The organism is Stenotrophomonas sp. (assembly GCF_050737575.1).
In the GTDB taxonomy this organism is placed as follows: Bacteria; Pseudomonadota; Gammaproteobacteria; order Xanthomonadales; family Xanthomonadaceae; genus Stenotrophomonas.
Window position 1 is genome coordinate 97,678 of the sequence record NZ_JBOHXW010000008.1, and the last position, 13,965, is coordinate 111,642.

11 protein-coding genes are annotated in these 13,965 nt (G+C 65.0%); 3 read left to right on the forward strand and 8 right to left on the reverse strand.

What is annotated here, in order from left to right; translation table 11 throughout:
• Positions 1-94 precede the first annotated feature (94 nt).
• From ACREP4_RS15020 to pilG, 4 genes are read right to left on the reverse strand one after another with little or no spacing between them, the layout of a single operon-like run.
• A complete protein-coding gene (locus tag ACREP4_RS15020) occupies positions 95-2,131 on the reverse strand; it encodes a methyl-accepting chemotaxis protein (RefSeq protein ID WP_431596999.1) in 2,037 nt (678 codons plus the stop codon).
• Between the two features lie 42 nt (positions 2,132-2,173).
• Positions 2,174-2,704: a chemotaxis protein CheW gene (locus ACREP4_RS15025; protein ID WP_431597000.1), complete on the reverse strand. Its 531-nt coding sequence runs from the start codon at positions 2,702-2,704 to the stop codon at positions 2,174-2,176.
• The gene (locus ACREP4_RS15030) at positions 2,704-3,066 is read right to left on the reverse strand and encodes a response regulator (protein WP_431597001.1); all 363 of its coding nucleotides are present in this window, start codon (positions 3,064-3,066) and stop codon (positions 2,704-2,706) included. The genes ACREP4_RS15025 and ACREP4_RS15030 overlap by 1 nt, the downstream gene beginning before the upstream one ends.
• Before the next feature lie 19 nt (positions 3,067-3,085).
• Positions 3,086-3,487 (reverse strand): twitching motility response regulator PilG, encoded by a 402-nt coding sequence (gene pilG, locus ACREP4_RS15035; RefSeq protein ID WP_057632755.1) that lies wholly within the window; start codon positions 3,485-3,487, stop codon positions 3,086-3,088.
• A gap of 241 nt (positions 3,488-3,728) precedes the next feature.
• Between pilG and gshB the strand changes: the two genes are divergently transcribed.
• The gene (gene gshB / locus ACREP4_RS15040; RefSeq protein ID WP_431597002.1) at positions 3,729-4,679 is read left to right on the forward strand and encodes a glutathione synthase; all 951 of its coding nucleotides are present in this window, start codon (positions 3,729-3,731) and stop codon (positions 4,677-4,679) included.
• Positions 4,676-5,566 (forward strand): TonB family protein, encoded by an 891-nt coding sequence (locus tag ACREP4_RS15045; protein ID WP_431597003.1) that lies wholly within the window; start codon positions 4,676-4,678, stop codon positions 5,564-5,566. The genes gshB and ACREP4_RS15045 overlap by 4 nt, the downstream gene beginning before the upstream one ends.
• A 168-nt stretch (positions 5,567-5,734) precedes the next feature.
• Here ACREP4_RS15045 and tsaB read toward each other — a convergent pair whose 3' ends face one another.
• From tsaB to mrcB, 4 genes are all read right to left on the reverse strand, one after another.
• Positions 5,735-6,442: a tRNA (adenosine(37)-N6)-threonylcarbamoyltransferase complex dimerization subunit type 1 TsaB gene (gene tsaB, locus ACREP4_RS15050; protein WP_431597004.1), complete on the reverse strand. Its 708-nt coding sequence runs from the start codon at positions 6,440-6,442 to the stop codon at positions 5,735-5,737.
• Between the two features lie 9 nt (positions 6,443-6,451).
• Positions 6,452-8,575, reverse strand: coding sequence for an ATP-dependent DNA helicase (locus tag ACREP4_RS15055; RefSeq protein ID WP_431597005.1), 2,124 nt, complete (start codon positions 8,573-8,575; stop codon positions 6,452-6,454).
• 192 nt (positions 8,576-8,767) lie between these two features.
• A complete protein-coding gene (locus tag ACREP4_RS15060; RefSeq protein WP_431597006.1) occupies positions 8,768-9,307 on the reverse strand; it encodes a hypothetical protein in 540 nt (179 codons plus the stop codon).
• Entirely contained in the window at positions 9,307-11,730 is a 2,424-nt protein-coding gene (mrcB, locus tag ACREP4_RS15065) for a penicillin-binding protein 1B (protein WP_431597007.1), read from the reverse strand. Before mrcB ends, ACREP4_RS15060 begins: the two co-directional genes overlap by 1 nt.
• Before the next feature lie 96 nt (positions 11,731-11,826).
• Between mrcB and ACREP4_RS15070 the strand changes: the two genes are divergently transcribed.
• Positions 11,827-13,950, forward strand: coding sequence for a glycosyltransferase (locus ACREP4_RS15070; protein WP_431597008.1), 2,124 nt, complete (start codon positions 11,827-11,829; stop codon positions 13,948-13,950).
• Positions 13,951-13,965 lie beyond the last annotated feature (15 nt).

The window sequence follows — 13,965 nt, forward strand, 5'->3', positions numbered from 1 at the left end:
CGCATGCCGTTCGGGCGGCCCTGCTTTGCGTTATGACGACACTTCATCTGCTGGTTCCTTTGCATCCCCGCCTGCATCAGCGCACTCAGCCCGCTCAGGCTGGCAGCTTGAAGTCGGCCACCGAACGGCGCAGTTCCGCGGCCAGCTGGTTCAGCTGGCCCAGCGAATCGGCGGTCTGCCCGGCACCCTGCGACGTCTGGCCGGTAATCTGCCGGATCACGCCCATCGTCTGGGTGATGTCCGTTGCAGCCGAGGCCTGCTGGTGCGCGGCGATGGAGATGTTTTTAATCAAGTTGTTCAGTGCGTTGGACACGCGTTCGATTTCGGTCAGCGCGGTGCCGGCGTCTTCGGCCAGTCGCGCACCCGACACCACTTCGGCGGTGGTCTGTTCCATCGAGGTGACCGCTTCGTTGGTATCGGCCTGAATCGCCTGCACCAGGCCTTCGATTCGCCGCGTTGCGCCGGAGGTACGTTCTGCCAATCGCTGCACTTCGTCGGCCACCACAGCGAAACCGCGACCGGCTTCACCGGCCGACGCGGCCTGCACCGCGGCGTTCAACGCCAGGATGTTGGTCTGCTCGGAAATGTCGTTGATCAGTTCCACGATCGAGCCGATCTCCTGCGAGGACTCACCCAGCCGCTTGATGCGCTTGGAGGTTTCCTGGATCTGGTCGCGGATCTGGTCCATGCCCTGGATGGTCTGGCGCACCACGCCGGCACCTTCCGTTGCGATGACCACCGAGCGCTGCGCCACTTCGGCCGACTCGGTGGAGTTGCGCGAGACCTGCTCAATGGACGATGCGATTTCGCCGATACGCTCCGAAGCGCTGGTGATTTCGTCAGCCTGATGGCCTGCCGCTTCAGCCAGCTGCATCGCCGTTGCCTGGGTTTCCTGCGCCGACACGGCCACCTTGCCGGACATGTCGTTGATGGTGGTCACCAGGTTGCGCAGTTCGTCCACGGCGTAGTTGATAGCGTCGGCGATGGCGCCGGTCATGTCCTCGGTCACCGAGGCCTTTACCGTCAGATCGCCTTCACCCAGCGAGCTGATTTCGTCCAGCAAACGCATAATCGCCTGCTGGTTGCGGCTGTTGAATTCCACCTGGGTCTGGTAACGCAATTCCTGTTCGCGCGAACGGCCGCGCACCGAGCTCCACACGAAGCCGACAATCGACAGCACCGACAGGCCACCGAAGATCACGCTCCACCAGAAGTTCGGGAAGATGCGGGTGTCGCGGGCCGAACCGAAGGCCGAGAACGCATCAAACAGCTTGCGGCTGCTTTCCAGCATCTTGTCCGAGCCGCTGGTCATTGCCGCGGCCGAGGACTGTGCAGCAAAGAGGTTGCGCGAGCTGGCCAGAATGGCGTCGGCATCCTTCTTCATCTTGGCCCACTGATTGGCCGACTGTTCCAGCGCAACCTGAGCATTGGCATTGCGAACCGCCGAAATACCCAGTTCCTCATTGCCCTGACGCAGGCCTTCCAGCACCTGCGAGAACACCACCATGTCGCGCGCCAGTGCGTCACCGGCACCGCTGGCGCCTTGGCCACCGGCACGGATTTCAGTCACGCGGCGGGCCATGGTGCCGACCACCACCACCTGCTGCAGACCGTTGTAGACCTGCGATGCCTGCGCACCGCCTGCGGTCATCGCACGCACCACTTCGTTCAACTGCGCCTGCAGCTGCGGCACCGCGCCGACGAAGTTGTCCGCGTTACCGGCCAAGGCCAGCACCGCCGGCTCGGAGGCCACGATCTGCTCGGCGTTCTTGGACAGCGGCTTCCAGGTATCGACCAGATCACGCAGCGGGCCGGACACGCCGGTCTCGTTGCCGAAGCGGCCCTGCAGCTCGCTCACCGTGCTTTCAATCTTGTTGCGCGTGTCTTTGAACGCGGCGTAGCTGGTGCGGCTACCGGCCACGGCCTCTCGGCCCTGGTTGGCCAGCTGCTGCGAGAGCACCTGCAGATCGGCCGCGCCGGTACTGGCACCGGCCAAGCGGCTGCCCTGCCATGTCGCAACGCCGGTATTGGCGCCGAACACGACCATCGAGAGCACCAGCAGGCCCAGCCAGAAATTGGTACCCACATTGCCAAGCTTGCCAGCCCTGGCGCCTTCGGAAGCAGTACTCATCGTTCGACCTCGATATCCAATGCGAAGAGGCAAGCGCGCCGATCAGGCGGCCGCTTGCCGGAATTCAGGAGTGCGGGAAAGCAGCGAAAGCGAGAAGACGCCCCAATGGCGACCGTCATCGTCAAATGCGCGCTCAACAAAATGCGCGTAGCGGCCCTGTGCGATATCCGCCGGGGGCACTTCCAGCTGCTGCTCGAAACTGCGCTGGCCATACAACTCGTCGATGACCAGCGCCACGTCGCCGCCGGCCTGACGCATGATCAACACGCGCTGGCCTTCCTGCGGCGCAGTGCGCTCACCTTCGAGGAAATACTTCAGGTCAACCACCGGGAACAGGTTGCCGCGCAGGTTGCCCACGCCCAGCAGCCAGCCCTGCGCACCGGGCACCGGAGTGACCGGCGGCATCGGCACGATTTCCACCACTTCACGGAAATCGGACACCAGGTGGCGGCTGCCGACGCGGTAACCCACGCCGCGCCAGACATCCTGGGAATAACTGCGCTCGGGCAACTGCACGGCATGCGCCAGGCTGCGCCGTTCGTAGGCCTCAAGGATGTCGAAGGGAGAACGCATCAACCCACCAGTTTGTTGATCCGCGCGATCAAGTCATCCTCGCGCGGCGGTTTGACGATGTAATCGGTAGCGCCCTGGCGCATGCCCCAGGCCTTGTCGGTTTCCATGCCCTTGGTGCTGACGATCAGCACCGGGATGTCCCGCGTGGCCTCGTCGCGCGACAGCGCACGCGTGGCCTGGAAACCACTCATGCCCGGCAACACCACGTCCATCAGCACCAGCTGTGGACCTTGGTCGCGGGCAATCTGCAGGCCTTCCTCGGCGTTGTCGGCTGCCAGAACTTCGTGGCCGGCCTTGACCAGCCACTGCGTAAACACCGCCCTGTCGGTCGGTGAGTCCTCGATCAAAAGAATTCGAGCCATTTGTGCCTTTCCCCCCTGGTCAGGCGTTGACGTATGTGCGGATGGCACCTAAGAGTTCGTCGCGGGTGAATGGCTTGGTGAGATATTGCTCGGAACCGACGATGCGGCCGCGAGCCTTGTCGAACAGGCCATCTTTGGAAGAAAGCATGATCACCGGGGTCGACTTGAAGAGCTGGTTGCCCTTGATCAGTGCGCAGGTCTGATAACCATCCAGACGCGGCATCATGATGTCGACAAAGATGATCTGCGGCTGCTGGTCGGCAATTTTGGCCAAGGCCTCGAAGCCGTCGGTTGCGGTCACAACCTCACAGCCTTCGCGCTTGAGCAATGTTTCAGCCGTGCGCCGGATGGTCTTCGAGTCATCGATGACCATCACCTTCAACCCTGCGAGTTCCCCACCCGCAGTCATGTTTTCAACCATTTGCTAGTCCCCGGACACGCAGCGGACATCGAACGCGAAGCCGCCGTGAAAGCGCATCTATATCCCAGCCCTGCACCAAACTGTCAAGCAGCGTCCATCAGATACGTCTGTAACAAGCGTCAATGTGCGCCACGTCCCAATTTCAGCGTAGCTCCATTCAGCCTCTTACTGCGGCTGCGCGCGCTGGGCGCCCCCGTCCCGAACCGCTAACATCGCTCCCCTGACCTGACGGATTTCCCCCATGCTTTTAGACGTCATCGTGGTGATGGACCCCATCGCCGACATCAAGATCAGCAAGGACACCACCTTCGCCATGCTGCTGGAAGCCCAGCGCCGTGGTCACCGGCTGCATTACGTGCGCCCGGGTGGTTTGTCCCTGCATGGCGGCAAGGCGGTGGCGCATGTGGCGCCGCTGCAGGTGCGCGACGACAAGGCCGACTGGTTCACCCTGGGGGAGTTTGCACCGCTGGAATTCGGCCCCGGCCAAGTCGTGTTGATGCGCAAGGATCCGCCGTTCGATGGCGAGTACCTGTATGACACGCACATCCTGGGCATCGCCCAGCAGGCCGGCGCACTGATCGTCAACGATCCGCAAGGCCTGCGCGACTTCAACGAGAAGCTGGCCGCACTGCTGTTTCCGCAGTGCTGCCCGCCGACCCTGGTCAGCCGTAATGCGGCCGAGCTGAAGGCGTTCGTCCTTGAGCACGGCCAAGCGGTGCTCAAGCCGTTGGACGGCATGGGCGGGCGCTCGATCTTCCGCAGCGGCACCGGCGACCCGAATCTCAACGTGATTCTGGAAACGCTCACCGACGGCGGCCGCAACCAGACGCTGGCGCAGCGCTTCATCCCGGACATCAGCGCCGGCGACAAGCGCATCCTGCTGGTGGACGGCGTGCCGGTGGATTACTGCCTGGCGCGCATCCCGCAGGGCGACGAGTTCCGCGGCAACCTGGCCGCCGGTGGCCGTGGCGAAGGCCGCCCGCTGAGCGAGCGTGACCGCTGGATCGCCGCCCAGGTCGGCCCGGAGATGAAGCGTCGCGGCATGCGTTTCGTCGGGCTGGATGTGATTGGCGACTACCTGACCGAAGTGAACGTCACCAGCCCCACCTGCGTGCGTGAGCTGGATGCGCAGTACGGGCTGAACATCGCCGGGCAGCTGTTCGACGTGATCGAGGCCGGTCTGAAGCAATGAGCTCCACCGCCGGCTCACTGCCTGTGGCGCCCCGCGTCACCGATCAACAACGCCTGACCGCAACGCTGGTGCTGTCACTGCTGGTGCACGGCCTGTTGATCCTGGGCGTGGGCTTTGCGGTGAGCGACAACGCGCCGTTGGTGCCGACGCTGGATGTGATCTTCAGCCAGACCAGCACACCGCTGACGCCCAAGCAGGCCGACTTCCTCGCGCAGGCCAATCAGCAAGGTGGCGGCGACCACGACAAGGCGCAGCGGCCGCGCGACAGCCAGGCCGGCATCGTGCCGCAGCTGCAGGACGGGCTGGCGCCGATTCCGCTGCAGCAGCAAAGCGCCGCCGCACCGCCTCCGCCGCAGGCACGCATCGTGACCAGCGCGCACGGCGAGGACACGGTTGCTGATGCGCAGTCGCAGCCCCTGCCGGATCGCCCCGACCCCACCGCCGCGCTGACCGCACGCGAACAGCGCGATGCGGAAATGGCACGCCTGGCAGCCGAAGTGCATCTGCGTTCGGAGCAGTACGCCAAACGTCCCAACCGCAAGTTCGTTTCGGCCAGCACCCGCGAATACGCCTATGCCAACTACCTGCGCGCCTGGGTGGACCGCGCCGAGCGCGTCGGCAATCTGAACTATCCCGACGAAGCCCGTCGTCGTCGTCTGGGCGGTCAAGTAGTGATCAGCGTCGGCGTGCGTCGCGATGGCAGCGTCGAGAGCAGCCGCGTGCTGCGCAGCAGTGGCGTGCCGCTGCTGGATTCCACCGCGTTGCGGGTGATTGAACTGGCCCAGCCGTTCCCGGCGCTGCCCAAGACTGCGGACGACATCGACATCCTGCAGGTCACCCGCACCTGGGTATTCCTGCCCGGCGGGCAGCTGCACGACGACCGCTGAGCGGAACGCACGCGATGTGCCCCCGTTCTCGCAGGAGCGGCTTCAGCCGCGAAACAAGTAGCACTTCCGATACCGAACGCGACCGCAATTGCCGGCATGTTGGCGGCGTTCTCCGTCAATGGCTTCGCGGCGGACGCCGCTCCTACCCCAACCGACCTGGCCGCTGGCTCAGCGCTTGGAATCCCGCAATGCCTGCTGCTCGACCAAGGTGAGTGCGACGTTGTCGCGCAGGTAGGCGGGCTGCACCAGTTCCGGGGCAATGCCTTCGCCGCGCTGCATCGCCGCTACGGCGATCTTCAATACATCCGATGCGCACGGCAGTGCCTGTGCATCCAATGACGTCAGTCGCGACTGGAAGCGCGTGGCGAGCACGCCATCCATGGCACCGAAGCCGGTGCCAACGCCGGCCCAGCCGGATTCGTCCGCCGGCAATTCAACCGCATCCGGCGCGATGACGACTTCATTGCCCTGCAGTTGCAGTGCACCTTCGCCATCACGCACGAAGCGCGCGGCATAGATTTCGCCCATGCGTGCATCGATGCTGGCCAGCACCTGCGCTGCGGTTTGCGGCGCGCGCATCGCCAGCGTCTGCAGCGTGGAGACCGGCAGCAACGGCCGATCCAACGCCAGCGCGATGCCCTGCGCGATGGCAATCGCCAGACGCACGCCGGTGAACGCGCCGGGGCCACGACTCAAGGCGATGCCATCGAGTTGGCTGCGGCTGATGCCGGCTTCGGCCAACAACTGCTCGGCCCACGGCAGGCTCAGTTCGGCATGCCGACGTGGCGCGACCTCGAAACGCTCCAGCACCTGTCCATCGACATACAGGGCAACGGAACAGGCTTCGGTGGCGGTTTCAAAGGCAAGCAGCTTCATGGCAGGCGATCACGACAGGGAAAAAGGCGGTGCGGCGGAATCCGCATCGGCAGCAGGAACATCGGCCGAATCGAGCGTGGCAGCGTGTTCCGGCGCCCATTGTCGCGCAAAGAAGGCCTGCACATCGGCCAGCTCGCGGGTGCGCCGGAACGGCGGCAGCGAATCCAGGAACACGCGGCCGTAGCCTTTGCTCAGCAAACGCGGGTCGCACAGCACCAGCACGCCGCGGTCGGTTTCGCTGCGGATCAGCCGGCCAACGCCCTGCTTCAGCGCGATCACCGCCTGCGGCAATTGTTCGTCGCGGAACGGATTGCCGCCTTCGCGGCGAATGGCATCCAGCCGCGCTTCAAACACCGGATCATCCGGCGCGGCGAATGGCAACTTGTCGATGACCACCACGCTCAGCGCGTCACCGACCACGTCCACGCCTTCGCGGAAACTGGCCGAGCCCAGCAACACACCGTTGCCGGATTCCCGAAAGCGCTGCAGCAGGCTGGCGCGCGGCGCCTCGCCCTGCACGAACAGCGGCCACGGACCATCGCGCAACGCATCGGCCGCTTCACGCAGCGCGCGGTGCGAGGCAAACAGCAGGAACGCGCGCCCTTGCGAGGCGTCCAGCACCGGCGTCAGCGCGGCAATCAAGGCGGTGCCAAAACCGCGCGCGGCCGGATCGGGCAAGTGCTGCGGCAGATAACACAGCGCCTGCTGTTGCCAATCGAATGGGCTGGGCTGGATCAGCGTATTGGGGTCATCCAATCCCAAGCGCGTGGCCAAATGGGCGAAATCGCCACCGACCGTCAGCGTCGCCGAGGTGAACACCCACGCTGCCATTGATCGCTCACGGTGCTCACGCAACGGGCCGGACACATCCATCGGCGTGCGCTGGCAGCGGAAGCCGCGCGGGGTGAGTTCGTACCAGAGCACATCGTTGTTGGGGCCGGGAACGGGGAACAGGGAATCGGGAATGGGCGCGTCTGCATCTGCCACAGGTGCGAGCGGCTCAGTCGTCGCTTGCACGTCGTCGATATCCCATTCGTCGGCCGCGCCTTCGCCGCCTTCATCCAGCCACCGCGACAGCCGCGCCATGCCTTCCTGCGCGCGCGCATGGCACGCATCCAAGCCGGGCGATGCTTCGCGCAACAGCGCCAAGGCATCGCGCAACTGCGCCAGCGCAGCAGCCACCGCATCGAAACCATCGGCTACTTGCGGCACCGCCAACGCACGCCAACGAGTACCGCGCTGCGGCAGCTTTTCCATCGCATCACGCAGTTCACGCAGCGCCAGCTCCAGCGTGGCGACCGGCTGCTGCAACGTGGCCTGCGCACCGGCAACGCTGCGGCATTCGGCCAGGCTGTCACGCGCAAGTTCCTGCCACGGGCGCATGCCAAAGCCTTCGCCGAAGAAGTTCGCCGCCAGCTCGGGCAACTGATGGGCTTCATCGATGATGAAGGCCTGCGCGCCGGGCAATATTTCGCCGAAACCTTCCTGCTTGAGTGCCAGGTCGGCCAGCAACAGGTGGTGATTGACCACTACCAGGTCCGCTTCCTGCGCACGCTGACGCGCACGCACCACGAAGCAGTCGTCCCAGAACGGGCAGTCGGTGCCCAGGCAGTTGTCCACGGTCGAAGTGACCATCGGCAGCAGCGGCGAGTCATCGGCCAAGCCATCCAGTTCGGCGACATCGCCGTATTGGGTACGCCCGGACCAGGTGACGATGCGCTGGAACTGCGCCACCTGCTCGGTGCTGGTGAAACGCGGCTCGCCACGCGCCTGATCCAAGCGGTAGCGGCACAGGTAATTGGAGCGCCCTTTCAGCAACGCGGCACGATGGCCCACGCCCAGCGCGGCGCGCACGCGCGGCAGGTCGCGGTGATACAGCTGGTCCTGCAGCGCGCGGGTGCCGGTAGAGACAATCGTCTTCAACCCCGACAGCAACGCCGGCACCAGATAGGCAAACGTCTTGCCGGTGCCGGTGCCGGCTTCGGCGAGCAGCACATCGCGCTGCTGGAAGGCCTCGGCGATGGCGCCGGTCAGACGCAGCTGTGCCGGACGCGGCACAAACGCATCGAGCTGGCGCGCAAGTGCGCCGCCTTCACTCAGGGCTTCAAGGCTGGCGGTGGCTAGCGAGGACATGGTTATGGGGCTGGGATTGGGGAATGGGGAACCGGGAACGAAAATTCGCGTTCACCGTCCGCATTCTCTGGGTTGCCCACATTCAAAGCGGGGGCTGGGGAATGGGAAACAGGGAATGAAAGGTTCATCGTCTACGTCCGCACTTGAACCCGGTATTCCCTGTTCCCCGCTCCCACAATCCCCGCTCCAACATCAAAACCGCTTGATGCCCGGCACGGTGCAGCCTTCGATCTGTGCATGTGCGGAGACGGCGTTTTCCTTCTCGGCGCGGGCCAGGCGCGATTGTTCAATGGTCGCCCAATGGCGACGGCACAGCGGGCCGGTCCGCGAGCCCAGGTCCACGGCCTTCTTCGCCAGTGACTCGGCACGTGGCCAATCGGCTTGCAGCAATGCCACTTCGGCGCGCTCCTGCAGGATGCCCGGGTCGTTGTCGACCAGCAGCAACGCCTGATTCAACGCATCGGCCGCGCCGTCCAGATCACCGGCCTTGCGCTTGGCGATGGCCGAAGCGTGTAGATCTTCCACCTGCGCATCGCGCAATGGCTGCACTGACAGCTCGGTGTCATCGATGCCGGCGATGGCTTCCACGGCGGCCAATCGCTGCGCCGGGGTGGTGCTGTCGACCACCTTCGGTGCGGAAGGCGGCGCGCTGATGCAGGCGCTGAGCAACAGGGAGGCGGCCGTGGCAACCAAGGCGGAGCGGATCAAAGGCATGTCGTTCATGGCTGGCATTATCGCGCAGGTGTTTCTGCAGCGGGAGCCGCCGCCGGTTCAGCCGGTTTCGGGTCCATGCCAAACCAACTGCGCCAACCGCCGCCTTCCTGTTGACCGCCCGCCTCGCCTTCCATCGGCGCAGCTTCGGCAGGCATCGTGCACGGCACGTACTGCGGCGCAAAGCCCACCACGAACGGGAAGCGACGCGCGCCGGGACAACCTTCATCGGTGGCATTGCTGCCGGCGGCCTCGACGTACTGCCAATCCAGGCCCTTGTTGTTCACATGCAGCGGCTTGCTCGGCAGGTTGCGGAAGATGCCCGACCACACCCGCATGGAACCGGTGGAACCAAACAAACCGGTCTGCTCGTTCTGGTCGTTGCCCATCCAGATCACCGCCAGGTGATCGCCGGTGTAGCCGGCATACCAGCTGTCGCGGCCATCATTGGAAGTGCCGGTCTTGCCGGCCGGCTGCAACCGCGACAGGCCATCGGCGTTGAGCCGCGCAGCGGTGCCGCTGGACACCACCTGCTGCAGCGCGACGCTGATCAGGTTGGCGGCAATGGAGTCGCCTTCCTGCGCCGGCGCCGGGCTCTTGTCGTAACGCTTGAGCAACTTACCCTGCGCATCGACCACGCCACGCACCGCGTGCAACGGTTGGATCTCACCGCCCGATGCCAGGAATTGATACAGCTGCGCCATGCCGTACGGGCTCTGGTCGGTCGCACCCAGAATCACCGCTGGATTAGAGTCGGCCTTGAGCCCGGCCAGCACATTGATCAACTGGGTCAGCCGCTCCGGCCCGACCTGCATGCCCACTCGCACCGTGGCTTGGTTGTAGGAACGCGCCAACGCATCGATCAGTCGCACCGTGCCGTGGCTGCGGTTGTCGGCATTGCCCGGCGTCCAGTTGCGGCCACGGCTCAGCTTGACCGTCACCGGTGAGTCATCGACCCAGCTGGCCAGCGAGAAGCGATCCGGCTGGGCAAGCGCCAACAGATAGACGAACGGCTTGAGCAGCGAACCGACCTGCCGTTGCGCCTCGATGGCACGATTGAAACCCGGCTCGGCCACATCGCGGCTGCCGATCACCGCCAGCACGTCGCCGTTGTGGACGTCAGTCACCACCAAGCCGGTCTGCAGTTCCGGACGACGCTTGTTCTCCAACGATTTGATGGTGTGCGCCACCGCGCCTTCGGCATACGCCTGGGCCGACGGCGACATGCCGGTGAAGACATTCAAGCCGGCGCCCTGCAGCACGTTTTCCGGGTAATCGTGGCCGAGCTGGCGACGCACCAGGTCGATGTACGCCGGGAAGCGATTGGCCGCCGCCAGGCCTGCGGTCTTGGACACGCCCAACGGCGCCTTCAGCGCACGCTGATATTCGGCCTCATCAATAAGCTGGCTTTCATGCAGCTTGCCCAGCACGAAGTTGCGGCGGTCCAGCGCGCGCTCAGGATTACGGCGCGGGTCGTAATACGACGGCCCTTTGACCAACCCGATCAGCAGCGCCACCTGTTCGGTGGTCAGTGAATTGAGGTCGCGCCCGAACCAGAATTCGGCCGCCGACGACACACCGTGAATGGCCTGGCTACCGCGCTGGCCCAGATACACCTGGTTGAGATACGCCTCCAGAATGGTGGCCTTGTCGTAGCGCGCCTCCATGATCAGCGCGTACAGCACTTCGTTGAATTTGCGGGTGAGGGTCTGTTCCTTGCCGATGCCCAGCAGGCCGCTGCGGGCCAACTGCTGGGTCAGCGTACTGGCGCCCTGACGGGTTTCACCGCCGCTGCGCACCGTCACCCATACCGCACGCGCAATGCCGCTCAGGTCGATGCCGTGATGGCGCGCGAAATCCTTGTCCTCTACCGCCTGCAGGCCAGTGACCAGCAGCTCCGGCGCCTCGGACACCCGCACCAGTCGCCGTTCTTCCTGCTTCTGCCCGTACAGCGTGGCGATACGTGCCGGGTCCAGACGCGCGGCCTTGACCGCGTTACGGGTGCCGCCTTCACGCACCGAGGCCACCTGCCCGTCCGACACCGCCACCGTCAGCTGGCGCGGTGCCACACGACCATCGACGTCGTTGTAGCCACGGCTGGAAATGGTGAACGTGCCGCCCTGCACCTTATAAGTGCCCGGGCTGCTGCCGGTGCCGTCATCGCGATACCCGGACGCGGCCAACTCGGTCTTGAGCGTGGCCGCGTTCATCGCCACACCAGGGCTGAGCACCAGCGGGCGCGCGTAGACACGGGTGGGAATCTGCCAACGCAGCTCACCGAACCGCTGCGTGACCTGACCGTTCAGGTACAACGTGTACGGGATAAGGAAGCCCAGTCCCAACGCAACAGCTGCCAGCCCCCAGGTGATGAGGCGGCTGCGCCACAACGGGTTGCTGTCGTCGGTATCGTCGTCGAATGCGTCTGAATCGTAGCGTCGTGGCACGGGGATGCGAGAATGTGGGTTGTCACGAGTCTAACGCAGCGCAATCCTCTGGCGCGGCGCTGGGTGTTTTCCTGCTTAAGCTGGAGTTCCAAAGGAATGTCGACGTCCCTGGCCGACGCGCGTTATCACCTCAAACGCGTCATCGGCCTGATCCGCCGCGGCTTGGCCAGCCTGCGCACCCGCGGCTGGCGCGCCACCCTGCACCGGGTGGGCGTGCATACCCGCCAGCAGCCGCCACCGCGTCGCGAGCCGTTGTATCAGCCGGCCGGCGGCCCCTTCGCTCCGTTCAGCGTGCCCAGCAGCGACACCCCCCGGGCCAGCATCGTCATCCCGGTCTACAACCACTGCGCGCACACGCTGGCCTGCCTGCGGGCGCTGGCCACACATCCGCCGATCGCTGATTGCGAAATCCTGGTCATCGACGACGGCAGCAGCGACGCCACCGCCGAATGGATGCCGCAGATCGAAGGCCTGCGTTACCACCTGCGTGCGCAGAACGGCGGCTTCATCGCCGCCTGCAACGATGGCCTGCGGCTGAGCCGCGGGCAATACGTGGTGCTGCTCAACAACGACACCATCCCGCAACCCGGCTGGCTGGACGCGCTGCTGGATACCTTCAAGCGCATTCCCGACGCCGGTCTGATCGGGTCGCAGCTGCTGTATCCGGATGGGCGCCTGCAGGAATCCGGCGGCGTGGTGTTCGCCGATGGCAGTTGCTGGAGCTACGGCCGTTTTGAGTCGGCCGAAGACCCCCGCTTCACCAGTCTGCGCGATACCGATTATTGCTCCGGTGCTGCATTGGCCATTCCCCGCGAGCTGTTTGAACAGCTTGGCGGGCTGGATACGCGCTATGCGCCGGCCTACTACGAAGACACCGATCTTGCGTTCAAGGTGCGTGCCGCCGGCCGACGCGTGCTGGTACAACCGGCCAGCCGCGTGGTGCACGACGAAGGCACCAGCAACGGCACTGACACCGGCAGCGGCATCAAGGCCTACCAGGTGCGCAACCAACAGGTGTTCGCGGCGAAGTGGCGCGATGCGCTGGAGCAGCAATTGCCGGTCGGCACCGTACCGACGCCCGCCAACCAGCACCGCCATCAACCGCAGATTCTGATTCTGGATGAATCGGTGCCGCAGCCGGATCGCGATTCGGCCTCGCTGCGTCAGGTCAACCTGATCCGCATGCTGCTGGAAGACGGCGCGCATGTGGTGTTTGTGCCCACCCGTGGCCTGCATGCCGGCAAAGCCACCGAAGCACTGCAATCGATGGGTGTGGAAGTCTGGCATGCGCCTTTCCTGAAGGGCGTTACCGCTTGGTTGCGCGACAACGGCGCGCGCTTCTCGACAGTGATGATGGTGCGTTACCACGTCGCCAACGAATGCCTGGCGTTGGTCAAACAGTTTGCGCCGCAGGCACGCACGGTGTTCGACACGGTTGACCTGCATTACCTGCGCGAGCGACGCGGCGCGGAAGTCGCCGCCGACGCCGGGCTGGCGCGCAGTGCCGAGCGCACCCGCGCCAGCGAACTGGCGGTGATGGATGCCACCGACGTGACCGTACTGGTCAGCGCCGCCGAAAAAGAACAACTGGCCGCCGATGCGCCGCGCGTGCAGGTCGAACTGATTTCCAATCTGCATGAAATCGCGGGGCACGGTGCCGATTGGGCACAGCGCCGCGATCTGGTGTTCGTCGGCGGCTTCCTGCACCTGCCCAATCTGGATGCGATGCAGTGGTTCATCGGCGAAGTGTTCCCGCTGATCCGCGAACAACTGCCCGATGTGCACTTCCACTGCATCGGCGCCGACGTGCCCGACAGCATCCGCACACTGGCCGCCGGTCAGGCGGGTGTCACCGTCCACGGCTATGTGCCTGACGTGACGCCATACATGGACGGCAAACGCATCGCCGTGGCGCCGCTGCGTTTTGGTGCTGGCGTAAAGGGCAAGATCAACCTGAGCATGGCCCACGGCCAGCCGCTGGTAGCGACCACCTGCGCGGTGGAAGGCATGCACTTGCACGACGGCCAGGACGTTCTGGTCGCCGACCAAGCACAGGCCTTCGCCGATGCCGTGGTGCGCTTGTACAGCGATCAAGCCCTGTGGCAGCAGTTGTCCGGAAACGGCCTGCGCAACATCGCCCAGCACTTTTCGATGGATGCCGCACGCGAGGCGGTGAAGCGGGTGTTCTTCAATCCAACGTCGGGCACGCAGCGCAACTGACGGTCGTCGCAACGT